Origin of the sequence: Chryseobacterium sp. JM1, assembly GCF_000737715.1 — a bacterium.
Taxonomy (GTDB): Bacteria; Bacteroidota; Bacteroidia; order Flavobacteriales; family Weeksellaceae; genus Chryseobacterium.
In genome coordinates, this window is the sequence record NZ_JPRN01000005.1 from 271,895 (window position 1) to 297,530 (window position 25,636).

Genomic DNA, 25,636 nt, shown 5'->3' on the forward strand with positions numbered 1-25,636 from the left:
GTTTGTTTGTTAGTTCCTATTTTTTAACAATATCCAACCTGAACGCTGTTCAAGTTTTTTACTGGCTGGGTTTTCCCACTGTACTTTATACCAATACGTCCCTGTTGCCAGGTTCAGGCCTTTTAAAGTTCCCCTCCAGACTGCATCGGTTTTGGTGGCTCTGAATAATTCTGCTCCATACCTGTCAAAAACAGACGCTGCAAAATTATTATAACCACTAATTCCTGTAAAATTGATGGTATCATTAATACCGTCCATATTCGGTGTAATGGCATTGCTGATCACAAATGTGAAGTAGTCCAGCGATGTATAGCATTTTGCATCTTTTTCTCTTACTCTCAGATGATAATTTGTATTATCCAGAACATTATTGAAAATATTGGACGTCTGCCAAACGATTCCCCCGTCTATTGAAAACTCTAAAACGGCTCCCGAGGGATTGCTGGCGGTAAGAGTAAGGACATTCTTTTCATACACCACATTCGTAAACTTAGGCAGTTCCGGATTCAATAGTTTTGCAGTGAAAACCTTAGAACATACTCCATTACTAATCGTTACGCTATAAGTTCCCGGAACATTGGTTGATATGGTCTGGGTAGTGGCTCCCGTACTCCATAAGTATGTATAATTAACACCTGCTCCCGCGTCCAGTATTCCGGTATCTCCTGCACAGACATACACATCCTTTAATGTAGAAACAATGGCAGGTACTACTTCAATGGTCACCTTTGCAGGAAGCACAGAGCTACAGCCATTACCTCCCAATGCAAAAACAGAGTATTCTGTAGTCACTGCCGGAGTAACTACCTGTGTGTTTCCGTTTCCTGGAAGCCCTACCCAGTTATAAGTAAATCCTCCGGTAGCAGTAAGCGTTACCGATTCTCCGGCACATATCTTTAATTTAGATGCGGAAACCCCTGCAATTGGTGGGCCTACCACAACAGTAACCGTTGCAGGTGTGGCAGAAATACATCCGTTGGCACCTACTGCAAAAACCGTATATACAGTGGTCAATGTTGGAGAAACTACCTGAGTGTTTCCGTTTCCGGGAAGTCCTACCCAATTATAAGTTACCCCGCCTGAAGCAGTCAGTGTTACCGATTCTCCTACGCATATTCTGGGTTGTGAAGATACAACTGCAGCTGTTGGCAATGTTGTGTTTTGAGTTACTGTAACTGAAGCTGTATAGGTACAGCTTAAATTACCCGGCTGTGAAACATTCGTCACGGTAAGTGTATACACTCCACCCGCATTTACTACAGGATTAAGGGTGTTTGCTCCCGATACAATATTTCCGCCTCCCGCTGCTGTCCACGTAACGGTAGATCCTGCAGGCACTACCGATGCTGAAGCATTTAATGTAGTCTGAGGATTCGTACAGGTAATTTCCTGCGGTGCGGCTATCGTAAGTGTTGTTTCAGCAGTCCTTAATAACTGAAGTTCAACTACATAATGGCATCCTCCGTTTTTCACTAAAACATATATCGTTTGATTGGCCGGTGGCGCATATGACGTAGGTGTTGCAATAAAATTGGCATTACCCGCCTGAGCATCAGCCTGTAGAACATAATACGTAAATGTCACTCCACCTCCGGCAGCAGTAATCTGGCTCTGAGCTGTAGTAAGATCATAAGTCAGTCCCGGAGCATAGCATTTATGCAATACGGCATTCTGTACTGTGATCGGTTGGGAAACCTCAATAGTAATGGTAGCAGGGTTTTGAGACACACATCCATTAGCTCCTACAGCAGTTACTGTATAAGTAGTGGTAGCAGTAGGGGTTACTGTTTGTGTATTTCCTGTTCCCGGAAGCGTCGCCCAGTTGTATGTTACACCTCCCGATGCTGTTAAAGTAACAGATTCACCGTTACAGATCTGTATTTTGGTTGCAGTGAGACCCGTTACCGGTGGCGCACTGTCTCCTGTTACGGTCACGTTCGCAACTCCTGTACAAACTACACTACCTGGCTGGAAGGTATTTGATATCGTTAATGTATAGGTTCCCGGAGCATTGATAACCGGAGTTAATGTATTGGCTCCTGAAACTATGTTTCCTCCTGTAGTTGTCCAGCTGAAAACGGATCCTGCAGGATATACCGAAGCAGAAGCATCTAAAGTCGTCTGAGAACTGGCGCAGGTTAATACGGCCGGAGGTAAAATAGCCGGAGCTATCTGAGCGGCTTTTACCAGCTGCAGTTCAGCTACTTTGGCACAGAAGCCGTTTTTGACTCTAACGTATACTGTTTGTCCTCCCGGGCTTGAATATGTAGCAGGACCTGGAATAGTACTTGTATTTCCGGCAAGTGCATCGGCTTGATTCACATAATAATCAAACGTTGCACCGGGTGTTGTGCTAATGGAAGCCTGCGCTGAAGGTAAATTAAAAGTTGCATTTCCGGCGGCATAACAGGCGGTCAGCACTGCATTCTGTACGGTAGGAGACGTTCCTCCAACTACAGTTATAGAAGCCGTTCCCGGACAGCTGTTTCCCTGAATCAATACCTGTACACTGTATACTCCCGGTTGTGTGGCCGTATAGCTCGGGCCGGTTGCATTAGTAATAGGGTTGTTATTTAAAAACCACTGATAGGTAACATTCGGTGCCTGTACTGAAGCGGTGAATGTCTGTGGTGCATTATCACACATAGTGATTGTAGCAGGAAGCTGTACTCCGGCAGGATCCAGGATTTTCACCCCAATATCGAATGATCCCGCTTCAAGAAAAACACCTGAATCGAAATTGGAATCTGAATAATCCGCCAAAACCATTTTAAAATGATAGGTTTGACCGGGAACAACTGTTGCTTTTGCAATTAATGGCACAGTACGCCCGTCAAAATTGGTCTCAATCATAGGATTATTATTGATTCCTGCAAAATATTGCTGATTGACAGGACCACAACCTGAAGTTCCGGGAACGGTCGGGTGAATATTGGTCACACTCACCGGGCCCGCTGAATTGGGAAGTACTGCAAGATTCGTATAGGTAGGATCTGTGGATTTCTTTAACAGTAAAGCAAATCCATCTGATATATTACAGGCAAACTGGTGGCTTGTATCGTATTCTTTGGAAGCAAATAAATATCTGAATGTAATCTCAGTAGAGGTAGGAACAAAATCAAATTCAATGTAGGTGGCATCTTTCAGTGAACTATTGTTTACATTCAATGCGGCAGCAAGATCCACATCTCCAGAAGAAGATGGAAGAGGATCACTTAATGAAGGTTCAAGGCTATTTCCTGCTTTTCTCGCAAACCCTGTAGTAAGGATAATTCCTTTCGCAAAAGGGAAAGCAGTAGTTCCTTTGTTAAAAAATCCCCAGCTGCGGTTCGGATCATTGACTGATAAATTGGGAGAAACATTAACGTTGCTCACATTTGACGTAGAACAGGCTCCCCCGGATATCAACACATCTTTCACCAGCTGTGTGATGCTGTAGTTAGATTCCGGATAATTGGGTGTATTGACATCTATAAAAGCACCGGCTTTCATAGAAGCTGGGTTTACCTTTTTTGGAGTTACTGTTGTTCTGTCTCTGTTTTGAGCAAAAACAGAAATTCCCAAGAGTACAAAAAATAACGCCAAAAATAAACTTCCAATCCTCCTATTTAACATTTTATAGTATTTGAAACAAAAATACTATTTTTTTTGATTGAAATTCAATTTAGCACAATTTACATTATCACTAATACAAGTTTATTTATTTTACAATATAAACTTGCTTTATTTGAAAATAATAAAAAAGACTGGCAAAAATACCAGTCTTTGTAAATATTGTATAAAGAAAATTATTCCAGATTTTTAAGAAGGATCCATCCTGTTTTCACTGCCAGCTCTTTACTGGCAGGATCCTCATAGGTCACCTGATACCAATAAGACGAAGTAGGCAGGCGTTTTCCCTGGAAATAACCATCCCAGTACGGTCGGGTTTTCACAGCCTTAAACACCTCTCTTCCATAGCGGTCGAAAACAAGACCTTTAAAGTCTTTATACCCACTCACTCCACTGAAATCGATGATATCATTCACTTTATCTCCGTTGGGTGTAATCACATTCTTTATTACAAATGTAAAATATTCAAGGAATCCTACGCAGCTGGTGTTTTTCACTTTGACACGGATAGAAATCACCTTATTTTTAGGAACATTGGAGAACACATTGGAAGCCTGCCATGTGAATCCGTCATCTACAGAATATTCCAGTGTCCCGTTACTTGGATTGCTTGCGGTAAGAACCATGGTTCCATTAACGTTATAATCCACTTTTATGATTTGAGGAACAATAGCGCGTATCACCTGGGTTTTAAATTCTTTGGAACACACTCCATTGCTGATCTTTACGGTATATTCTCCCGGAGTTCCCACGGTGATTGCCTGAGTGGTTTCACCGGTATTCCATTCATACGTATATCCCGGTCCTGATCCGGCGTCTAAAAGAATCATATCGCCTTCACAGATGTGCCCTCCTTTCAGAGAAGATACAATAGCCGGTACAACATCAATGGTAATAGTAGCCGGCTGCAGAGATCTGCATCCCTGTGCACCGATAGCATATACTGTATAAGTAGTCGTTTGGGCTGGACTCACAGTTCTTACTCCGCCATTCGTTGAGGTATCACTCCACTGATAGGTTACTCCGCCGGAAGCGGTTAAGATCAGAGATTCACCGGCACAGATCCTCATTCTTGGAGCAGTCACCTGAGCAACGGGAGTTTCTTCTCTTCTTAATGTAAGGGTAACAATTTTGCTACAGAAGGCTCCATTGGAAACCAGCACATAAATAACCTGATTGTCTGTACCATTATAAGCTGTCGTGTTGGTAATGAAACTGTTATTTTGTGCCTGTGCATCAGCCTGATTGGCATAAAAACGGAATACAGCTCCAGCTGTTGTACTGATCTGTGGTTTTGCACTATCCAGATTAAAAGTACTTAAAGTAGGAGTAGCACAAAGTTTGAGTGTTGCACTCTGAGCTGTTGGAGAAGTTCCTCCTATGATCGTGATGCTTGCTTTCTGACATTCCGTTCCTCCCACAAAAGTTTTCACTTCATATACTCCCGGAGAAGTGGCTATATATATTGCACTTGTTGCATTAGGAATCAGGACACCGTTTTTGTACCATTTGTAAGTCATTCCCGGAACGGTTGTCACCTGTGCTTTTAAAACCTGTGGAGTATTGTCGCACATGTTCAATGTTTCTCCCAGAGGGTTTCCGTTATTGTCAACAATGGTCATTCCGATATCAAAAGATCCACCCTGTAAGAATACAGCAGAATCATAATTATTGTCTATCGCATCTGCCAAAACCATTTTAAAATGATAAGTCTGGCCCGGAATAACAGTGGCAACCGCTTTAAGAGGTATCGTTCTTCCTATAAAATTAGTTTCTACATTCAGTGTATTCAATCCAGCAAAATACTGTTCATTTTTAATGTCTGCAGGGGCACATCCGACTCCTGCCGGAACGATATTCGTTACACTTACAGGTCCGTCTCCGTTGGGAAGAATAGCCAGATTCTCATAGGTAGGATCTCCTACTTTTTTAAGAAGGAGCGCAAAACCGTCTGCGAAGTCACCACAAGGAAACCCGCTGGTATATTCTTCCGAAGCGAATAAATAATTAAATTTAACCTGATTGCTGTTCGGGACAAAATCAAATTCCAGGGATACCACATCTTTAAGGTTACCCGGTGGGTTAATGGCTGCTACCAGATCGGGATCATTCATTCCGGCACCCGGTACGACATCGCTTAATGAATTCGGTCCTTCCAGCCCGTTTCCGGCTCTTCTTGCTTTTCCTGTCACCAGAAGAACTCCATCAGTAAAAGGGAAGTTGGTTGTTCCTTTGTTGAAATATCCCCAGGCTCTCTCTGTATCTGTTGAGAGCTGATTGGGAGTTATCGTTACATTGCTCACATTGGGTGCTGCACAGACCGATCCTCCGGAAATCAGCACTTTCTTTACAATGTCTTCTATTGTATAGCTGGACGGCAGATAAGTGGGTACATTTACATCTATAAATGCGCCTGCTTTCTTACTTGCTGCAGTAAACTTTTCAGGTTTTGGCTTTCTTTCTGCCCTTTGGGAAAATACCAAAACAGAAGTGAGTAGAAACAGTGTAACTAAAAAGTAATTATTCAATCTATAACTTAACATTTTATTATTGTTTGCTCAAATGTAACAAAAATATCAATTAAAAACACTCTTTTTTAGCACAAACAAATAATTCACTACACGTATTCGCAATAATTTTATTTTATAATTATATATTCCACAAAATTAGTAGGATTACATTTTCAATGTTAAAAACAGCATAAAAAAAGACCGGTTTATTATGCCCGGTCTTTCTATTTCTGAGGATGATTATACTCAGTTATCTTTTGTTTTATTCAAAAATCTGTTTATTTCTTCAGTTCCTCAATTTCATTCTTAAGCTGGCTGATAATATCTTTTAAAGCTTTGATTTCATTTTTGTTGGAATTCACGTTGCTTTTAAGGATCACGTTCTTAGCTCTTTCGTTGTGGTCTTCGTCATCCTCGTCCTCATTAATCTCTTCAATATCTTCCTGGATGTCCTCAATGTCTTCATTGATCTCCTCGATGTCTTCACTGATCTCTTCAATGTCTTCGCTGATCTCCTCAATATCTTCCTGAATGTCTTCAATATCTTCACTGATCTCTTCGATATCTTCCTGGATGTCTTCAATTTTCTCGTGGCTTTTATTCACGGACATCTGGATGAAAATAGCCAGATAAATTGCTTCCAGAGAAACAACTGTTGTAAGAATTAAAAGCATTTTGTCAAACTCAACCAAATTGAGCATCGGCAAAAGAAATGAGGTAATAAAGAATAAAGTATGAACAATAAGTGACGGAATAGAACCTACCCACCACGTAATACCGTTTGCTATTTTCTCTAAGATTTCTGTTTTTTCGATTTCTGTTTTTTCAGTTTCTTTTTTCATCCTTTCGTAGTGTTATAAGAGTTCTTTGGTCACTCCCAGTCCAAACAGGGCAAAATCATATTTGGCGGGATCTTTCTCATCAAATTGTCTGATAGCAATATCCAGTTCTTCCACCGTTCTCCAGTCATTCTGCGTTCTGGAAACCAAACCGAGCTTTCTCGACATATTTCCCGTATGAACATCCAGCGGAATCGACAGGTGTTTCTGGTCTATATTTTTCCAAATCCCAAAATCTACGCCGTGTTTATCTTTTCTCACCATCCAGCGCAGGAACATGATAATCCTTTTAGAAGAAGAATTTTTATACGGCGAGCTGACATGTTTATGGCTTCTGTGCTTCTCCGTTTCCAGAAAACTGTTTCTGAACCTTTCAATCGCATGAAGAAAATTGGTTTCCTGATCTTTTACTAAAAATAAATTCTCGAGGCTTTCATTTTCTTTATAGATTTTATTGAACTGCCTGATGAAGTAAGCAAAATCCTGGCCGTTAAAAGTTCTGTGTATACTTTTGTCCTGAAGAGCTTCCAGATCTTTATCCGAATAATTCAATACAAAATCATAAGGAGAATTCCCCATGATATCCAGCATTTTCTCTGCAGATTTCACAATCGACTTCCGGTTTCCCCAGGAAATAGTAGCCGCCAGAAACCCCGCAATTTCCACGTCCTGTTTTAAGGAAAAACGGTGCGGAATCTGTATCGGATCATCTTCTATAAAATCGGGACTGTTGTACTGGTCTGCCTTTTCGTTCAAAAAGCTTTTTAATTCTTCAAAATTAAGCATACAGGTTTTTAAATTTTTACACTTTCCAGGGCTTTTGGAAGGAAGGTATTGGGAAAAACAGTTCTGGCTTCATCGGTAAATACCGTAAGGTCTCCGTATCGGTTTGAAAAATGTCCCAGAATAAGTTTACCGACTTCAGCTTTCTGCGCAATTGTTGCTGCTTCCAAAGCCGTTGAATGTCCTGTATAATCTGCCATTTCTTTCAGATCATGAAGAAAAGTGGACTCATGGTACAGAACGGTTACATTTTTAATGATTGGAAGCACCGTTTCAAGATAGCGGGTATCGCTGCAGAAGGCATAGGAAACCGGAGGTGCCGGATCAAGGGTTAGTATTTCATTTTTAAGAACGTACCCATCACTCAGCACGACATCTTTTCCTGCTTTTATATTATGATAATCACAGCTTTCAATTTCGCTGTATTTAGCGATTTCCTTCATGTTGAGGTGTCTGTCTTTCGGTTTTTCTTTAAAAAGATAACCGTTACAGTATATTCTGTGGTCCAAAGGAATGGTATATACTTCTACCCTGCTGTCTTCATAGATCTTTTCAGAATAATCTTTATCCAGCTCGTGATAAATGACATCAAAACCGCGGTGCGTTTCCGTAATCGTAAAGATGGTTTCCAGCATTTTTTTTATGCCTTTCGGACCGTAAACATGAATAGGAGTATCCCTTCCAAGCAAACGGAAAGACGCTATAAGTCCCGGCAGCCCGAAACAGTGATCTCCGTGCAGATGTGATATAAAGATATGATTGATCTTTGAAAATCTTGCTTTTGCTTTTCTCAGCTGTACCTGTGTCCCTTCTCCACAATCGATCAGGAAGTGTCTTTCTTCTATTTCCAGCAGCTGGGCTGTAGGCGAAGAATTAATGGTCGGAATAGCTGAGTTAAAACCCAGTATCGTTAAATAAGTACTCAAATCAATAGTTTATTGAAACAAATGTACGACAGAAAATTTAAACATAGCACGAGTTCGGGATAAGACATTTTTTAGATATCAGATTTCAGACATCAGACTTTTAACCACGAGCAAGAATGTCAATGGTGAATTTTGCTTCGCAAGTGAATGGTGAATGCTGGAATTGAGATTTCAGACATCAGACTTTCAACCGCGAGCAAGAATGTCAATGGTGAATTTTGCTTCGCAAGTGAATGGTGAATGCTGGAATTGAGATTTCAGACATCAAACATCAGACATCAGACTTTCAACCGCGAGCAAGAATGTCAATGGTGAATTTTGCTTCGCAAGTTAATGGTGAATGTATATTTGAGAATAAAGAAACATAGACATATTTCAGATCTATTGCTGGTGGCTTCGAGTTCCCTCAGCCACCAGGATGCAGCACTTCTATCCGAATATCCTAACGAATAACTGACGTTCCAAATGGTGGCTGAGGGAACTCGAAGCCACCATAACCCAAAACTTGTATTCTCTCCCCTTATCCTTAACTCGTTCACAACTAATCTTTTACTTTCAGAAAGTCCAGGAACAGGTCTAATGCCTGTTTACGGTGGCTGATTCTGTTTTTATCTTCAGGATTCATTTCCGCAAAAGTCATCTCATATCCTTCAGGAACGAAGATAGGATCATATCCGAATCCTTTGTGTCCTTTGTTTTCTGTCAATAAATTCCCATGGGCTTTGCCTTCAAAATAGCGGGCTCCGTTTTCATCATAATAACACAAAACGGTAATGAAATAAGCCTTTCTGTTTTCTTCACCTTCCAGTTCGCTTAAAACCTTTTCTATGTTTTTAGCAAAATCGTGGTCTCCTGCATAACGGGCAGAAAAAATTCCGGGTCTGCCATCTAAAGCTTCCACTACAAGTCCGCTGTCGTCACCCAAGCTGGGAATTCCGGTTTTCTCAAAACAGTATTTTGCTTTGATCAGGGCATTGGCGTTAAAAGAATCGCCGTCTTCTACGATCTCTTCGTGAATATTATAATCTGTAAGGCTTTTTACTGTAAAATCATTTCCCAGAATCTGCTGGATCTCCTCTTTTTTGTGTACGTTGTGCGTAGCAACCAATAATTCCATATCTATATTCATTTTTGCTCAATTCGTTTGTCCGTATTTTTGTTACGGCTCACTCCTGTTATCTCTTAAATTTCAGCGTAATGCACTTTATTCTTTTTCATGAAAAGGTAATAGAATAAAGAAAAAAGAACAATTCCAACGGCTAAAATAACCCATTCGGAAATTTTCAAGGCATCTGCAAAACTTTCGCTTTTGGTGTAAGTCACCAGCATTGAAGAACACAGGTTGTTAAATCCATGCAGCAACATCGGCAGCAACAAAGATTTTGTCTTATAATAAACTAATCCCAGAACACCTCCCAATAATACCGCACCTACAAACTGCCATGGATTTCCGTGGATCAGTCCGAAGATAACGGATGCATAAAAAATCGCTCTTTTAGGATCTACTCCTTTATTCATTAATCCTTTCTGGATAATTCCCCTGAAAATAATTTCCTCAAAAATCGGAGCCATAATCACGGTCATGATGATCATGATCACCGGTTCAAAGGTCAACTGCTCCATCAGCTGTGCGAAATATTCATAATACTTTCCCCAAAACGGTCCCGTGACAGGAATCAGTGAAGTGATAAATTCGGAGATAAACATCATCCCAAGCATCATAGGGAATATCAGGACATAGGTATAAAAATTTGTGGGAGAAAAGTTGAAATTCAGTTTTTTGCCTGTGCTTGGCCTTACAATGAAAAAATCAAAAAAAGCAATTGCCGTCAAAAAACCGACAGCATTCGTCAGCATTAAAAACCAGTCTTTCAGTTCAAGGTTTTCTCTGAAAGCAATTTTCCAGAAACTTCCAAAAAAAGTAACAGCCATTGTTCCTATGAATAATCCTGCCACCAGAACAAGACCACCGATCCATGTGAACGTAAACTTCGGATACCTGCTATTTTCCATGCTTTTCTCTGTAAAAAATTTATGAAAACAAAGATAATTTTTTTGAAAGCCCTAAGCAACTAAAAAAGGAAATACTTATTTTCGCCTATTCATCACAATCACAGCCAGAATGAACTCAGAAAAGTCTTTCCAAAGTTTAGAATCTAAAATCAACATATTTCCGACATTCATACTTCGGACACTTCTTTACGGCGTATTGCTTTTCGGTTGTGGTTTTCTCATCCTTCTTCCCGCTTACGGAATTTATAAAAGAGGTATTGAAGTGATGCTTATTCCCGCATTAATCTGTTTCCCTATAGGATTTGGCATTTTAATTCCTTCAGTAAAGCATTATATCATCAAAAGAAATCTTACAGCAAGTAAAATTATCATTAATGAAACCGGAATTCTTTATTGTAATTCAAAAAATGAAACTGTAAAAAAAATACGGTATGCCGATCTTGTTGCTTCCGGAAAAGAATTTGACATCTCATCACATAATACCAGAAATAGCGGAATCATACCGTTGCTCGAGGTTTTTACCCAATCTGAAAAAGATGCTTCAAATTCTTTATATGTTGAAATGACTCTTCCACTCCATGTCGTCAAAGACCGCTATACACTATACGCCCGTTTTCTTCAGGGAATCAGTATTTTCAGACCGGATCTGAAAATTGCTCCTCAGGTTTTTCATAGCTATTTCATTGATCCGGAAACATGGAAAATAGATCGGAAAAGTGAAGGTTTTATACTTCTGTTCGTTATATTAGCAGCTTTTTTAATCTGTGGACTTATACTTTGGCTGGTATTTTATTTTACTTAAAAAGAGAAGCCAGGCTTAGACAGAAGCTAAATATTTAAACCCTGAACCCCTCAAAATCTCCTCCTCTCAAACCCTGAAATCCCTTATTCCATCTTCTCAACTATTTATTCGCCTAAATTATTTGAAAACCTCGCAAAAAATCCCGATTTTTGCAACTTCAAAATACACTATGTCAGACTTAATCAAAGAAATACAAAAAAGAAAGACTTTCGGGATCATTTCCCACCCGGATGCCGGAAAAACAACCCTTACTGAAAAATTACTTCTTTTCGGAGGTGCTATTCAGGAAGCCGGTGCGGTAAAGTCCAACAAAATAAAAAAAGGAGCTACCTCCGACTTTATGGAAATCGAAAGACAGAGAGGGATCTCTGTAGCGACTTCCGTATTGGCATTTGAATATAAAGACCACAAAATAAACATCCTGGATACACCGGGTCACAAGGATTTTGCTGAAGATACCTACAGAACTTTAACTGCCGTAGATTCCGTAATCGTTGTTATTGACGTTGCGAAAGGGGTTGAGGAACAGACTGAAAAATTGGTGAAGGTCTGCAGAATGAGAAACATCCCGATGCTTGTTTTTATTAATAAGCTTGACCGTGAAGGTAAGGATGCCTTTGATCTTTTGGATGAAGTAGAGCAGAAATTGGGATTAAGAGTTGTTCCGTTATCCATTCCGATTGGGATGGGAAGTGACTTCCAGGGAATTTATAATATTTGGGAAAACAACATCCAGTTATTCCTTGAAGAAAAGAAACAGAAAGTAGGTGAAACCATTAAGTTTGATGACATCAATGACCCTTCCATAGACGAAGTGATCGGAGAAAAAGCAGCTCAAAACTTAAGAGATGAGTTGGAGCTTGTACAATCTGTGTATCCTGAATTCAGCCGTGATGATTATATGGCGGGTGATCTTCAGCCTGTATTCTTTGGTTCTGCTTTGAATAATTTCGGGGTACGTGAGTTATTGGATGCCTTTATTGAAATCGCACCGATGCCTCAGCCTAAAGAAAGTGACACCCGTCTTGTAAAGCCTGAAGAAAGTACTTTCACAGGATTCGTTTTCAAGATCCACGCGAATATGGATCCGAAGCACAGAGACCGTCTGGCCTTTGTAAAAATTGTTTCGGGAACATTTAAAAGAAATGAAAATTATTTATTGGTAAGAGAAGGCAAAAAAATGAAGTTCTCTTCTCCAAACGCATTCTTCGCTGACAAAAAAGAGGTTGTGGACGAAAGTTTCCCAGGAGATATTGTAGGTCTTCACGATACCGGAAGTTTCAGAATCGGTGATACGCTGACGGGAGGTGAGAAACTGAGCTTCAAAGGAGTTCCAAGCTTTTCTCCTGAGCATTTCCGCTATATCAACAACAATGATCCGCTTAAAGCTAAACAACTGGCAAAAGGTATTGATCAGCTGATGGATGAAGGGGTTGCGCAGTTATTTACCCTGGAAATGAACAACAGAAAGATTATCGGAACGGTAGGTGCCCTTCAGTATGAGGTCATCCAGTACCGTCTGGAGCATGAATATGGTGCAAAATGTACCTACGAACCTCTTTCCATGCACAAAGCCTGTTGGGTGGAAGCTGATGAGAAATCTGAGGAGTTTAAAGAGTTTGCAAGACTGAAACAGCGTTTCCTTGCAAGAGATAAATATGATCAGCTGGTATTCCTGGCAGATTCTTCATTTACGATTCATATGACACAGGAGAAATTCCCTAATGTTAAACTGCACTTTATCAGTGAATTTAATAATGAGTAATACTAGACATCATAAAAAAACAAAAAACCGTTCCTGTGAACGGTTTTTTTATTGAATCTGTTGGAATGATTTACTTAGGAACCATCATTAACTTCTTAACAATTTTTTCTCCATCTACCGTCACATGAATCATATAAGATTCGGTAGGTAAATGTTTTAAGTTGATCTGCTCCAGATCCTGGTCAAATATATATTTGGTCTTTTTAGGAACAACCAGTTTCCCATCCATTGAAAAAATTTCGTAAGAAATAACATAAGGACGTAATGGAGTCTGTCTTGGGAAATCTGCTTTGATATAAACATACCCATCGTTGGAAGGCACAGGATATATCATCAGCCCCTGATAAATTCTTGTAGGAATTATAGGATTCCCCGGATTTGGACCGGGATCTACTACTACTGCTGAATTAATTGTAAAATTTTGTGAATTTACATTTAAAAATACATTACCAACAGCTTTTACCATAATTCTGGCATTATTCGAAATTGTTCCCAGACCTGCCGGAACAGTATAATTATAAGTACCACTGTTAGGTGTACTTGCTACCAAAACCGTTGGGAAAGTAAGACCTCCGTCTTTTGACAACAGGATCGTTACATTAGGTGTGCTTACAGGCGCTGCTGTTGTATTGGCAACATCCCATGTAATGGCATAGGACTGACCTTGAGTCCAAACAACTCCTGCTGTGTTTTGTGAAGTAACCACGAAAGGACCTGCCGCATTGATAACGGTAAGTTTCACATCATCACGTCCTGTCTGTCCTCCGAGCGGATTATTATCTCTAACAAGAACTGAAAAATTAAGATCTCTTCCCGTGGAAGCAAGCTTCTCCCATGCTCTCACATCTGTAGGCGTTACAATGGCAGGGTTATAGCCGGAAACAATGGTTGACAGTCTAGGAAAGTATCTTGAAGGTGACGCTGTAGGCATTACAGACCTGAAAAGAGGCCCTACTGCATTGGTCGGTTGAGGCGGCTGAGTTGCAACCCCAAAATCCGTTTGTTCCCAGGTATAGGTAAGCGCATCATTATCTGCATCTGTAGCCGTTGCCGTTAACATAAACGGTGTACCCTTTGGTATGCTTCTGTCTAAGCCGGCATTGGCAATGGGCTCTGTATTGGCAATAGGCGTTTTAACACCGCAGTTAGAGGTTGTTCCTGAAGTTAAGCGGGTATACATTTCTGCAATACTTACTGCATGAAAATAAGCGTCACTGTGCGCCTGTACATTGGGAGCACAAATACCTGCATATCCCATAATAGAGCTGGCACTTCCCGGCTCTATGGATGTAGGCGTGTTTCTGTTACAACCATTGTTTTGCGTATGGTTGGCTCCAAACTGATGTCCCATTTCATGGGCTACATAATCTATTACAAAAGGATCTCCTACCGGAACTGCAGAACCAGTAACTCCACCCGCCTTACTATTTCCACAAATGGAAGGAGTAGCTGCCAAACCGTTATCATTTCCTGCGTTTGCCTGAAAGAACAGGTGCCCGATATCGTAGTTGGCAGCACCAATAACAGTATTGGTAACCGTGATGTTTTCATTTAACATCTGGCCGGCATCCAGAGCATTAAAAGTATCTGTACTGATAAAGAATAAAGAATCTGTATTCGGAATAAGCTGCAATCTTACGGAGATATCTTTTTCAAAAACTTCATTCAATCTTGTGACAGCCAGGTTAACAGCCGCAAGAACAGCCGCTTTTTTCTGAGCATCCGTTCCTGAACCTACACCGGCCTGTCCTGCAATATAACCTGTGTATTCTGTTGTGGTTGTAATAGCCAGTCTGTACTTTCTAAGTAATCCGTCTATAACTGTTTTCTGAACATTTAACGCTGATGCACTCAGTTTACTCTCTTCATTAAAAAGACATTCAAACTGATTGGGAGATGAAGCCTTTTTTCGGTCATAAAGTTTATAAACGCTATTATCCTTTGTATAGGAATCAATATAATAAATTCCCTCGTTATTTCTGATCATCCCGTTAAATCCAAAATAAGGATCTATCGTAAACTTTAAAACTCCTGACTGGTCACCTTTTTTGAAGCCAGTATAAGAACGGATCTCGGAATATCTGTTCTGAAGGTCGGGATGCATTGTTGATGATTCGAAAACCTCATAGGTATCGAAACCTCCTTCAAGGTTTGGAAAATTCAACAGCACTCCTTTTTTAGACAGATGCAGGTCACTGTCCGGCAAATTTTTAAGTTGATTTTGAATCTCACTGACATTAAGTTTAAAAAAAGTGAAATCAGTAATCTTTACATTACTTTCACGAATTTCACTGTTAATTTTCGAGTCAGATTTTTTCCAATAATTTTTTTGAGCAAACCCCACTGCTGAAAACATGAGTAAGGTTCCCAAAACCAGTAATTTTTTTCTCATCTATTTATTTTTTAAAATTTAAATTAAAAGGTAATTAGCTTAACACCTGAAGGAATTTTCCCTTCTATTTTAAGAATCAGTATGGGATTCTTTTCTTTGTTCAATAGATATTCTTCGTTATTGATTTCTTTGTAATAAACATTTAAAACAGATTTCACTTCTTCTATCTTCTCTATTTCAATATCTCCGTATGGCTGTGTTTTCAATTTGGGTTTCAACACAAGCAGAAACTCATTTTCCTCTAATGTAGGAATGGGTGCCGACCGTGAAAATCTTTTATCTTCCATTAAACGGTATAATTTCATGGTTTCCTCAAAAGACTGTAAAATGGTATACGTTTTCAATGGTATATTCTTGTTCAGTCTCCGTACTTCTGAAAATTTGAGTTCATTATTAGTGCTATTCATTGCTGATTCTGTTTTAACACTATTTTTTGTAGCAGAAACATTTGTACAGCCTAACCCGCCCCCAAATCCAAACAAAAGCATCAGAAAGATCAGCAAAAATACTCTTTTCATTATTAAAATATTAATACACAAATGTAAATATTCAGAATTAAAATTATAAATATTTTTAAAAAAATTATCAAATAACTGTTAAATTAACCAAAAAACACAATAATGAGTTAATAAAATTATGCAATTATTTAAAAATAGCTGATAAATTAAAAAGCAGTTGCCCAGCCGCGTGCTGTATAAAAATGCGCATATTGAATGGAGACCAATTAAAATTTTGAAAAGTTTAAAGAATTTGCAAGACCGAATCTGCATTTCCTTGCAAAAGATAAATCTTCTCAACAGTCAAAAAGCATCCCATCCATGGAAATTTTCCAGTGATTTCTTTATTTCTGCCTGAAAACAGACATGAGTTCACCAGCAAATCCTTTGTAAATCTTTTGTAAAATAAAAACAAAATATTGAAAACAAGTTAATTACAATTTTACCAGTACAATACTTTCCATTTACAAAAGTTTGGTTCTATTCACCGCTAATTTTACTTCATCAAAAAAAATAATGTTATGAAAAAGTTCATATTACTCGTGGCGATATCCAGCACTTTTATAATGTGTAAAAAGGCAGAAGGTACCCAATCCAAGATAGAAGATACATTACACGCAGCAGACAGTACAGCTGCGGCAGTGAGCGAAACCGTTAATTCTATGAGCAATGTTGCGGATAAAGCTCTCGATTCTGCGAACGTCAGAATAAAAGATTTTGAAGATGCGAAAGGTGAGATTCAGCAGAAAATAGAACATACTTCGAAAATAGTTGACTCTCTTTCCGATAAAATTACCTCCACCAAACTGGAATCGAAAATTGAGAAAAAAGATTCTGCGGAGAAAAAAACTGAAAAGATTGTTGTGAATGTTCCATCTCCGAAAGTGATCAAAGAAACCAAAATCATCTACAAAGACCAGCCGAAAAACGACAGCTATGAGCTCAATGCGAAAAACAGAATGGTAAAAACCGGAGTGCTGTCCGTAAAGGCTGACAATGCTGATACCGTAAAAGAGCTGGTAAGGGAAGAAACTTTGAGAAATAACGGGTATGTAAAAAGTGAAGAGCTTGCCTATGTTACCGCAGAGCCTGTCAGAAGGGAATCTTCTTACATGGAGAACACACAAAGAGTATATTATATGGACATTAAAGTTCCGATCCGCAATTTTGATACCTTAATGAATGACCTGAGCACTATCGGTGATATTGAAACCAAAAACATACAGGTTGCCGGAAATAACTATGCAGACAATACCCTATGCACGATAACAGTAACCCTGACAGATAAATCTGATATTGAAAAGGAACCTAAAACTTTCGGTGGGAAATCACTGGCCGCTATCTCATCCGGCTGGGGAGTGATCACATCTGCCTTTCTTTTCATTCTTCCCCTGTGGCCTTTATTCGTTATCGGCGGAATAGGATACTATTTTTATAAGAAGAAAAACAAAAAAACGACAGACGACCATCCTCAATAAAACAGAATCCATCGAAAGATGGATTTTTTTAATATTTTTTTAATGAATACAAAAATTTAAAACCATTACTTCTTCCTATATTTATATTTATTAAGACAAGCATAATAACCGATGGATAAGACGCTTCCCAATTTTAAATATGAACTGGAAAAAAAGGAGCCCAGATTAGGCCCCGGCGGGATTACGAGAGGTGTTTCCGTGAAGGAATTTGAAGCTTCACAAAATCTTGCAGGAGTGAGTATGCATCTTGATCCGGGAGCCATCCGCGAACTTCACTGGCATGCCAATGCTGCGGAATGGGGTTATGTGCTGGAAGGACAGATGAGGACAACGGTTATTGATCCGGAGGGCCATATTTCTGTTGATATTTTTAATCCGGGAGATGTTTGGTATTTCCCGAGAGGGTTTGGTCATGTTTTGCAGTGCATCAGCTGTACAAGCTGTCATTTCATTCTGATATTTGACAACGGCGATTTTTCCGAAGATCATACGTTCAGCATTACAGATTTTATTTCAAGTGTTCCTGTAGAAATTGCTGCTCAGAATCTTGGAATTACTGAAGAAGAGGTTAAAAAGCTATATCAAGGGGAAGCCTATTTTGCCCAATGTGAACTTCCTGATATCCGTTCGGGACTTTCAACGCCAAGAAGTGAAGTTTCATTGGTATCAACGCATCGCTACCCTCTTGTGGCACAACAGCCGATTACGGTTCCGGGCGGAGGTTTGCAAAGAGTGGTTACCCAGAAAGAGTTCCCTATTGCAAAGACAATTACAGGTAGTATTTTCGAGATAGAACCGGGCGGCCTGAGAGAAATGCATTGGCATCCGAATGCAGATGAATGGCAGTATTATATTCAGGGGCGTGCAGAAATGGGTGTCTTCCTTGCTGAAGGACAGTTTGTAAAGGATGAGTTTGAAAAAGGCGATGTAGGCTACGTTCCAATGGGAGCCGGACATTATATCAAAAACATCGGATCTGAAAAACTGATTGTTCTGTTAGGATTTAATAACGGCCTTTACGAAGCGATTGACCTGAGCAGCTGGATCAGTGGAAATCCGAAGGATATTTTAAAAGGTAATTTCGGTGTAGGTGATGATATTATTGATCAGTTTCCAAAATCAGGTCAGCTGATTATAAAATAAAAGATTAAAATGAATAATATCGCTTGAAAGAGCGCTTATATATTATTAAAGTAAGTGGTTTGTAAATGAAAGGCTCCCAAATGGGAGCCTTTCGCTATTTCATATTCACTACTTTGTCTACAACAAACTTTGTGTTTCCTCTCCAGGGAAGTGCTCCATTGTATTCTTTGTAATGAAGATCAAAAGTTTTACCGCTGTTGGTTTCCAACTGCTTAAAAATTTCAGGATCATCTACAGAAAATTCAAACTCGTAGCTTGTAATGGTTCCTGTTTTCCCTTTTCCAAAACCTTCCTGGATCAATTTTCCTTCATAGGTTTTGAAAACATAGCCTTTTTTCATGGCATAATTCAGGTAGCCGGATTTTACGCCCTCTCCAAAAACGAAAAAGTATTTATACCATACAAAAACGCTTACCAGGATAAGGACTACGCCCAGACTGATCCACAAAGTTTTTTTCATAATAAGTAGTGTGTTTTAAATATTTATTTTGCGATGCTTCTTGAAATCACAATTTTCTGGATTTCAGAAGTTCCTTCATAGATCTGCGTGATCTTGGCATCTCTCATCATTCTTTCTACGTGGTATTCTTTCACGTATCCGTATCCACCGTGGATCTGTACCGCTTCAATAGTAGTATCCATTGCCACCTGAGAAGCGTATAATTTTGCCATAGCTCCACTTTCAGAGATATCTTTACCGGAATCTTTTTCAAATGCAGCTTTGAAACACAGCATTCTTGCCGCCGTGATCTGAGTAGCCATATCTGCTAATTTGAACGCAATCGCCTGGTGATTGATGATCTCCGTTTTGAACGCTTTTCTTGTTTTAGCATATTTTAAAGCCAGTTCGTAAGCTCCTGAAGCAATTCCTAAAGCCTGAGAAGCAATACCGATTCTTCCTCCGTTCAATACTGCCATTGCAAAATTGAAGCCGAAACCGTCTTCCCCGATTCTGTTTTCTTTAGGTACCTTTACATTGTTGAAGATCAAAGAGTGTGTATCACTTCCTCTGATTCCCAATTTGTCTTCTTTTACTCCTACTTCAAAGCCTTCCCATCCTCTTTCTACGATGAAAGCGTTGATTCCTTTATGTTTTTTCTCAGGATCCGTTTGTGCAATTACGATATAGTAAGAAGCCGTTCCACCATTCGTGATCCAGTTTTTAATACCATTTAAAAGGTAGTAATCTCCTTTGTCTTCTGCTGTAGTTTTTTGAGAAGTAGCATCAGAACCTGCTTCAGGCTCAGATAATGCGAAAGCTCCAATTACCTTTCCGCTTGCAAGAGGTGTAAGGTATTTCACTTTCTGTTCTTCGGAAGCAAATTTTTCAAGACCTGCACATACCAATGAGTTGTTTACAGACATTACCACAGCTGCAGAAGCATCTATTTTCGCGATCTCCTCCATGGCCAGAACGTAAGAAACACTGTCCATACCAGCACCTCCGTATTTAGGATCTACCATCATTCCCAGAAGTCCCATCTCTCCCATTTTCTTTACTTGCTCTGTAGGGAATTTTTGCTCGCGGTCTCTTTCGATAACTTCGGGTAATAGTTCATTTTGTGCAAAATCTCTTGCAGCCTGCTGAATCATCAGCTGTTCTTCCGATAAATTAAAGTCCATAAAAAATAATAATTAGATAGCCGTAAATTTACACTTTTTAACGAAATCTGAAAATAGAATTATAAGTTAGAGATGAGAAGTTAGAAGTTAGCGGCAGGTAGTTTCAAATTTTAGCAGTACAATAACTGAAAAGCTCCGGATATTATGGCAGGCATTCAATTAATTTTCAATTGGTGATTTCTGATTACTACAATTAAAAAAAATGCTTATATTTAAAATTCTTTAAAAATTGCTTAAAAAATCATGACGATCAAACGATTATTCGATATTCCACACTACGCTTTAGAAAAATTTCCTAAAACGGATATGTTTGTAACCAAATATCAGGGCGAATGGAAAAAAACTTCAACGTTAGAGTTTATCAATCAGGGAAATAAAATATCCAGGGGACTTTTGAAACTGGGAATAAAACCCGGGGATAAGATTGCTCTTATTACTACCAATTCACGTACAGAATGGGCGGTAATGGATTTTGGACTATCTCAGATCGGTGTAGTTTCCGTTCCTGTATATCCGAGTATTTCTGCTGAAGATTATGAATTCATTTTTAATAATGCTGAAATACAATATTGCTTTGTGTCCGATAAAGAACTTCTGACGAAAGTGATGAAGGTAAAACATAATATCCCTTCTTTACAGGGTATTTTCACTTTTGATACCATAAGCGGAGCTGCCAACTGGAGAGAAATTCTGGATCTTGGTGAAGATGATTCCACCCAAATTGAAGTGGAGGATCTTTCCAATGCGATTAATTCTGAAGATCTTGCAACTATTATTTATACGTCAGGAACTACGGGAAGGCCCAAAGGAGTGATGCTTACCCATCATAATATCGTTTCGAATGTTCTGGGTTCAATTCCAAGAATTCCTAAGCGAAAAAGCCTTGATTACAAAGATTCCAGAGCTTTAAGTTTCCTTCCGATCTGTCATATTTTTGAAAGAATGCTTTTCTATCTGTATCAGTACAATGGATTTTCCATCTATTTCGCTGAAAGCATTGATAAAATGGGGGAAAACATCAAAGAAGTGAAGCCTCACTATATGACTGTGGTACCAAGACTGGTAGAAAAAGTATACGATAAGATCTACAATACAGGTTCTTCTGCGGGAGGCCTGAAATCTAAAATATTCTTCTGGGCTTTAAATCTGATCAGCAAAAAGAAAACCATCTCGAAACCATCCGGACTGCAGGAAATCATTGCCGACAAGTTGGTATTTTCCAAGTGGAGAGAAGGTATGGGTGGAGAAATCGTAACCCTGGTTTCCGGTTCTGCCGCCTTGTCTACCAGACTGAATATGATGTTCCAGAATGCCGGAATTCCTATTCTGGAAGGCTACGGACTGACAGAAACGTCTCCGGTAATTGCTGTTAACAGTTTTGAGAAAATGAAGGTAGGAACCGTTGGTGCACCATTGGATAACTTACAGGTGAAGATCCAGGAAGATGGTGAAATTACAGTAAAAGGACCTTCTATTTTCAAAGGCTATTTTAAAGCTGAAGATATGACTAAAGAAGCTTTTACAGAAGACGGATTCTTTAAAACAGGAGATATCGGACATATTGATGCGGAAGGATTCCTTCAGATCACTGACCGTAAAAAAGAAATGTTCAAAACATCGGGAGGAAAGTATATCGCCCCACAAACCATTGAAAACCAAGCAAAAGCTTCAAAATTTATAGAACAGATCATGGTGGTAGGTGACGGAGAAAAAATGCCGTGTGCCTTAGTACAGCCTGATTTTGAGTTTGCTAAAAACTGGGCGATGAGGAACAACCTGAATATCGGTTCTACTCCGGCAGAAATCGCCAAAAGCCCTGAATTAAAAGAAAGAATTGAAAAGGAAATAGAAGGTATTAACGAACACCTCGGCAACTGGGAAAAAATCAAAAGAATCGAGCTTACCCCTGAAGTTTGGGCCATCGAAACAGGACTTCTGACACCTACTTTAAAGCTGAAAAGAAAAGCGGTTAAAGAAAAATTCATGGATCTCTACAATAAAATGTATGAACATCACAATTAAAAATACAATGAGCTGTTTCAAATGAGGCAGCTTTTTTTATGTTTTATGTTTTGGCTAAAGCCTTTGATGTTTACCATTAAAAAACGGGCTAAAGCGCGTCCTTATTGAATATTATTATAAATTAAGTATTTCAGAGCAGACTATTAAACCATTAAACACAAAAAAAGTGCTTCATTGCTGAAGCACTTTTTATATGGTTTGAATTGTAATTAAAATTTAATTACAGATTTCATTCTGTCGTTTTCTTCCATTACCAATTCGTCATCAACCAGGATTTTTCCTGAATGCTCATCGATAATAATTTTCTTTCTCTGAGCGATTTCCATCTGCTTCTGAGGAGGAATTGTGAAGAATGAACCTTTCGGTGCTCCTCTTTCTAATCCTACTACAGCAAGTCCGTTGATAGAGCTCTTTCTGATTCTGTTATATGAAGCCAGTAATCTTTCGTCGATCTTACCTGCATACTCTTTAGACTGCTCTATTAAGTACTCTTCTTCTTTTTGAGTTTCAGATACAAGACCATCCAATTCTTCTTTTTTGAATTTTAAATGGTTCTTAAGATCTTCTATTTTACTGTTAAGTTCGCTTAAAGTTTCATTTTTGTGAGCAATTTTAGCTCCGAATTCTTTAATTCTTTTTTCAGCAAGCTGAATTTCAAGATCCTGGAATTCCATTTCTTTTCCTAATGCTTCAAACTCTTTATTGTTTCTTACGTTATCCTGCTGAGATTTGTATTTTTCAATTAAAGTTTTTGCATGGTTAATCACTTCATGCTTAGTTTTGATCTGATCGTCCTGATCTTTGATGTCTGCATGAAATTTTTCAGCTCTTTTTTCAAGTCCTTCAATCTCAATTTCAAGATCTTCAACTTCAATTGGCAATTCTCCTCTGGTATTTCGGATTTCATCCAATCTTGAATCAATGATCTGCAAATCGTATAAAGCTCTTAATTTTTCTTCAACTGAAATATCGTTGGTTTTTGCCATATTTAAATGAAATAATTTACTGGGTTTGTTTTTTCAATAGATTTTGAAATTGCAAATGTACTAAATTTTTGTGATAAAATTTCAAATAATTGTTGAGTTACAAATTGTTCTGATTCATAATGGCCTATGTCACAGATCATCATTTTGGATTCTGCCAGAAAATAGTCGTGGTATTTAATATCTCCGGTGACGTAAGCATCACATTTCTGGGACAAAGCAGCCTTGATTCCGCTTGCACCTGATCCGCCAAGAACCCCTACTCTTTTGATTTTTTTGCCCGTAAGATCAGAATGTTTAATCAATTCCAGCCCGAATTTTTCTTTTACAAACTTTAAAAAATCCTGTTCCTCCATTTCTTCTTCCAAATCCCCATACATCCCCAAACCTGTATGCTGGTTATTGTTCTCCAACTGATAAATCTGATGAGCGACTTCTTCGTAAGGATGCGCTGCCTTCATGGCTGAAATGATTCTCCCCTGTTTGTACCCTTCAAAAATCACAGAAATCATATCTTCATCAGCGTTTTCACGAACATCCTGCTGTCCCGAAAATGGATTTGAGCCTTCTGTTGGTCTGAATGTTCCTTTTCCGTTGAGGGTGAAGCTGCATTCATCATAAAAGCCTATGTTTCCGGCTCCTGCAGAAAAAAGCGCTTCTTTCACCTGCTCAGACTGGTCTTTCGGCACAAAAACCGCCAGTTGTTTTAAATTGTTTTTTTTAGGCTGAAGAATTTTCAGGTCTTTTAATCCCAACTGGCTGCAGATTCCATGATTGACTCCAAAGAAATCATTATCAAATGCCGTATGGATGGCGTAGATGGCAATTTTATTTTCAATAGCTTTTAATACAGCTCTTTCTACATAATTCTTTCCCGTAAGCGATTTTAATCCTGAAAAAATAATAGGATGAAAACATACGATCAGATTACAGTTTTTCTGAATAGCCTCATCCACAACATTCTCCAGAGCATCGTGGCAAACCAGTATCCCACTTACATTCCGGTCCGGCACTCCGCACAACAATCCTACATTGTCAAAATCTTCTGCCTGCTGCAGTGGAATGCGCTGTTCTATTTTTGAAATTACTTCGCTTATTGTCATTTTATTCTGTATGTTTGCTACGAAAATAACGATAATTTGTTAATTTTAAAAAACATTACAAATGGAAAGAGAACATAATCTTGTTCCTGAAGACAAGCTTTGGAAAAGGTTTCTTTACAGGGTCATCTACCGTGCCGACACCAGACTCGGGAAGTTATTTGACATTACATTATTATCTCTGATCCTGATAAGTACAGCCATTATTATGATGGAAAGCGTACCTCAACTCGACAAAAAATTTCACAGAACTTTTCTGATCCTTGAATGGATTATTTCCATTTTCTTCACGGTTGAATACTGGATGCGTATCAGTGTGGTAAAGAATAAGAAAAACTATATTTTTAGTTTTTTCGGAATCATCGATTTTTTGGCACTGGTTCCTTTCTTCCTCAGCTTTTTCTTTCCGGTGACTAAATACTTTCTGATTTTCAGAATGCTGAGAATGCTGAGGGTTTTCAGAATTTTCAATCTTCTGGATTTTATGAACGACGGTTACCTCATCGTAAGGGCCTTAAAACACAGTTCCAGAAAGATCTATATTTTCCTTTTATTCCTGATTATTTTTTCCGTGATCGTGGGTTCCCTGATGTTTATGGTGGAAGGCGGAAGACCTGGTTTTGAAACCATTCCGCAGTCTATTTACTGGGCCGTAGTTACCGTGACCACTGTAGGGTATGGAGACGTCTCTCCTATTACACCGATGGGTAAATTCTTTGCCGTTATTCTGATGCTGGCAGGTTATTCCATCATCGCCGTTCCTACGGGAATCGTTACTGCCGAAATGCGGAATAAAAGACAGAATCTGGAAAAGATCTGCGAGCAGTGCGGCAATGAAGATATTGATGATGACGCAAGATACTGCAAACAGTGTGGCAAGAAATTAGCTTAGTATTTGGTATTGATATTAATCTATTAACCAAATACCACAAAAATCATGGAACCACAAAAGAAAAATAAGCCCAATAGCTTGGTCATTATCCTTTTTTCATTAATTGTATTAATGATCATTATCTATTTTATCCTTGTTATGTTTTTCCCAACCCTCTTTGAACATATGACTACAGGTGATATACAGTCGGTACCTAATAAATGATGGATAATGAGTGATGGGTAATGAGTAATATAAAAAGACGGCATTAGCCGTC

At 38.9% G+C, this 25,636-nt stretch carries 19 protein-coding genes; 6 read left to right on the plus strand and 13 right to left on the minus strand.

Annotated features, from left to right (window positions below; genetic code table 11):
- Nucleotides 1-9: 9 nt before the first annotated feature.
- The 7 genes from IW22_RS10980 to IW22_RS11010 all read right to left on the minus strand — a co-directional run bounded on the left by IW22_RS10980 (nt 10) and on the right by IW22_RS11010 (nt 10,683).
- Complete coding sequence (locus tag IW22_RS10980) at nt 10-3,615, minus strand: choice-of-anchor L domain-containing protein (RefSeq protein ID WP_034726450.1); 3,606 nt, start codon at nt 3,613-3,615, stop codon at nt 10-12.
- Nucleotides 3,616-3,788: 173 nt separating this feature from the next.
- Nucleotides 3,789-6,155 (minus strand): T9SS C-terminal target domain-containing protein, encoded by a 2,367-nt coding sequence (locus IW22_RS10985; protein ID WP_034726453.1) that lies wholly within the window; start codon nt 6,153-6,155, stop codon nt 3,789-3,791.
- A gap of 245 nt (nt 6,156-6,400) precedes the next feature.
- Nucleotides 6,401-6,964, minus strand: coding sequence for a DUF1003 domain-containing protein (locus IW22_RS10990; protein WP_034726455.1), 564 nt, complete (start codon nt 6,962-6,964; stop codon nt 6,401-6,403).
- A gap of 12 nt (nt 6,965-6,976) precedes the next feature.
- A complete protein-coding gene (locus IW22_RS10995; protein ID WP_034726457.1) occupies nt 6,977-7,747 on the minus strand; it encodes a TIGR02757 family protein in 771 nt (256 codons plus the stop codon).
- Nucleotides 7,748-7,755: 8 nt separating this feature from the next.
- Nucleotides 7,756-8,670: a ribonuclease Z gene (locus IW22_RS11000; RefSeq protein WP_034726459.1), complete on the minus strand. Its 915-nt coding sequence runs from the start codon at nt 8,668-8,670 to the stop codon at nt 7,756-7,758.
- Nucleotides 8,671-9,211: 541 nt separating this feature from the next.
- Nucleotides 9,212-9,799, minus strand: coding sequence for an RdgB/HAM1 family non-canonical purine NTP pyrophosphatase (rdgB, locus tag IW22_RS11005; RefSeq protein WP_410492849.1), 588 nt, complete (start codon nt 9,797-9,799; stop codon nt 9,212-9,214).
- Nucleotides 9,800-9,852: 53 nt separating this feature from the next.
- On the minus strand, nt 9,853-10,683 hold the full coding sequence (locus IW22_RS11010; protein ID WP_034726460.1) for a CPBP family intramembrane glutamic endopeptidase: 831 nt from the start codon (nt 10,681-10,683) through the stop codon (nt 9,853-9,855).
- Nucleotides 10,684-10,792: 109 nt separating this feature from the next.
- On the opposite strand from IW22_RS11010, the gene IW22_RS11015 reads away from it, so the two are divergent.
- Together IW22_RS11015 and IW22_RS11020 are read left to right on the plus strand one after the other, a co-directional pair.
- Nucleotides 10,793-11,485 (plus strand): hypothetical protein, encoded by a 693-nt coding sequence (locus tag IW22_RS11015; RefSeq protein WP_034726461.1) that lies wholly within the window; start codon nt 10,793-10,795, stop codon nt 11,483-11,485.
- A gap of 169 nt (nt 11,486-11,654) precedes the next feature.
- Nucleotides 11,655-13,250, plus strand: coding sequence for a peptide chain release factor 3 (locus IW22_RS11020; RefSeq protein ID WP_034726462.1), 1,596 nt, complete (start codon nt 11,655-11,657; stop codon nt 13,248-13,250).
- 70 nt (nt 13,251-13,320) lie between these two features.
- On the opposite strand, the gene IW22_RS11025 is transcribed toward IW22_RS11020, so the two are convergent.
- Together IW22_RS11025 and IW22_RS11030 are read right to left on the minus strand one after the other, a co-directional pair.
- Nucleotides 13,321-15,642: a reprolysin-like metallopeptidase gene (locus IW22_RS11025; RefSeq protein ID WP_051891198.1), complete on the minus strand. Its 2,322-nt coding sequence runs from the start codon at nt 15,640-15,642 to the stop codon at nt 13,321-13,323.
- A 23-nt stretch (nt 15,643-15,665) separates the two neighbouring features.
- Nucleotides 15,666-16,160, minus strand: coding sequence for a hypothetical protein (locus tag IW22_RS11030; protein WP_034726463.1), 495 nt, complete (start codon nt 16,158-16,160; stop codon nt 15,666-15,668).
- Between the two features lie 500 nt (nt 16,161-16,660).
- On the opposite strand from IW22_RS11030, the gene IW22_RS11035 reads away from it, so the two are divergent.
- Both IW22_RS11035 and IW22_RS11040 read left to right on the plus strand, forming a co-directional pair.
- Complete coding sequence (locus tag IW22_RS11035) at nt 16,661-17,617, plus strand: DUF4349 domain-containing protein (RefSeq protein WP_034726465.1); 957 nt, start codon at nt 16,661-16,663, stop codon at nt 17,615-17,617.
- Between the two features lie 111 nt (nt 17,618-17,728).
- The gene (locus tag IW22_RS11040; protein WP_034726467.1) at nt 17,729-18,760 is read left to right on the plus strand and encodes a cupin domain-containing protein; all 1,032 of its coding nucleotides are present in this window, start codon (nt 17,729-17,731) and stop codon (nt 18,758-18,760) included.
- Between the two features lie 94 nt (nt 18,761-18,854).
- Here IW22_RS11040 and IW22_RS11045 read toward each other — a convergent pair whose 3' ends face one another.
- Complete coding sequence (locus IW22_RS11045; RefSeq protein ID WP_034726468.1) at nt 18,855-19,220, minus strand: hypothetical protein; 366 nt, start codon at nt 19,218-19,220, stop codon at nt 18,855-18,857.
- Nucleotides 19,221-19,243: 23 nt separating this feature from the next.
- Nucleotides 19,244-20,383: an acyl-CoA dehydrogenase gene (locus tag IW22_RS11050; RefSeq protein ID WP_034726469.1), complete on the minus strand. Its 1,140-nt coding sequence runs from the start codon at nt 20,381-20,383 to the stop codon at nt 19,244-19,246.
- 243 nt (nt 20,384-20,626) lie between these two features.
- On the opposite strand from IW22_RS11050, the gene IW22_RS11055 reads away from it, so the two are divergent.
- Nucleotides 20,627-22,405 (plus strand): AMP-dependent synthetase/ligase, encoded by a 1,779-nt coding sequence (locus tag IW22_RS11055; protein WP_034726471.1) that lies wholly within the window; start codon nt 20,627-20,629, stop codon nt 22,403-22,405.
- A 209-nt stretch (nt 22,406-22,614) separates the two neighbouring features.
- Here IW22_RS11055 and IW22_RS11060 read toward each other — a convergent pair whose 3' ends face one another.
- Together IW22_RS11060 and IW22_RS11065 are read right to left on the minus strand one after the other, a co-directional pair.
- Entirely contained in the window at nt 22,615-23,391 is a 777-nt protein-coding gene (locus tag IW22_RS11060; protein WP_034726472.1) for a zinc ribbon domain-containing protein, read from the minus strand.
- Between the two features lie 2 nt (nt 23,392-23,393).
- The gene (locus IW22_RS11065; RefSeq protein WP_034726473.1) at nt 23,394-24,491 is read right to left on the minus strand and encodes a Nif3-like dinuclear metal center hexameric protein; all 1,098 of its coding nucleotides are present in this window, start codon (nt 24,489-24,491) and stop codon (nt 23,394-23,396) included.
- Between the two features lie 61 nt (nt 24,492-24,552).
- On the opposite strand from IW22_RS11065, the gene IW22_RS11070 reads away from it, so the two are divergent.
- Nucleotides 24,553-25,380, plus strand: coding sequence for an ion transporter (locus IW22_RS11070; RefSeq protein WP_034726475.1), 828 nt, complete (start codon nt 24,553-24,555; stop codon nt 25,378-25,380).
- Nucleotides 25,381-25,636 lie beyond the last annotated feature (256 nt).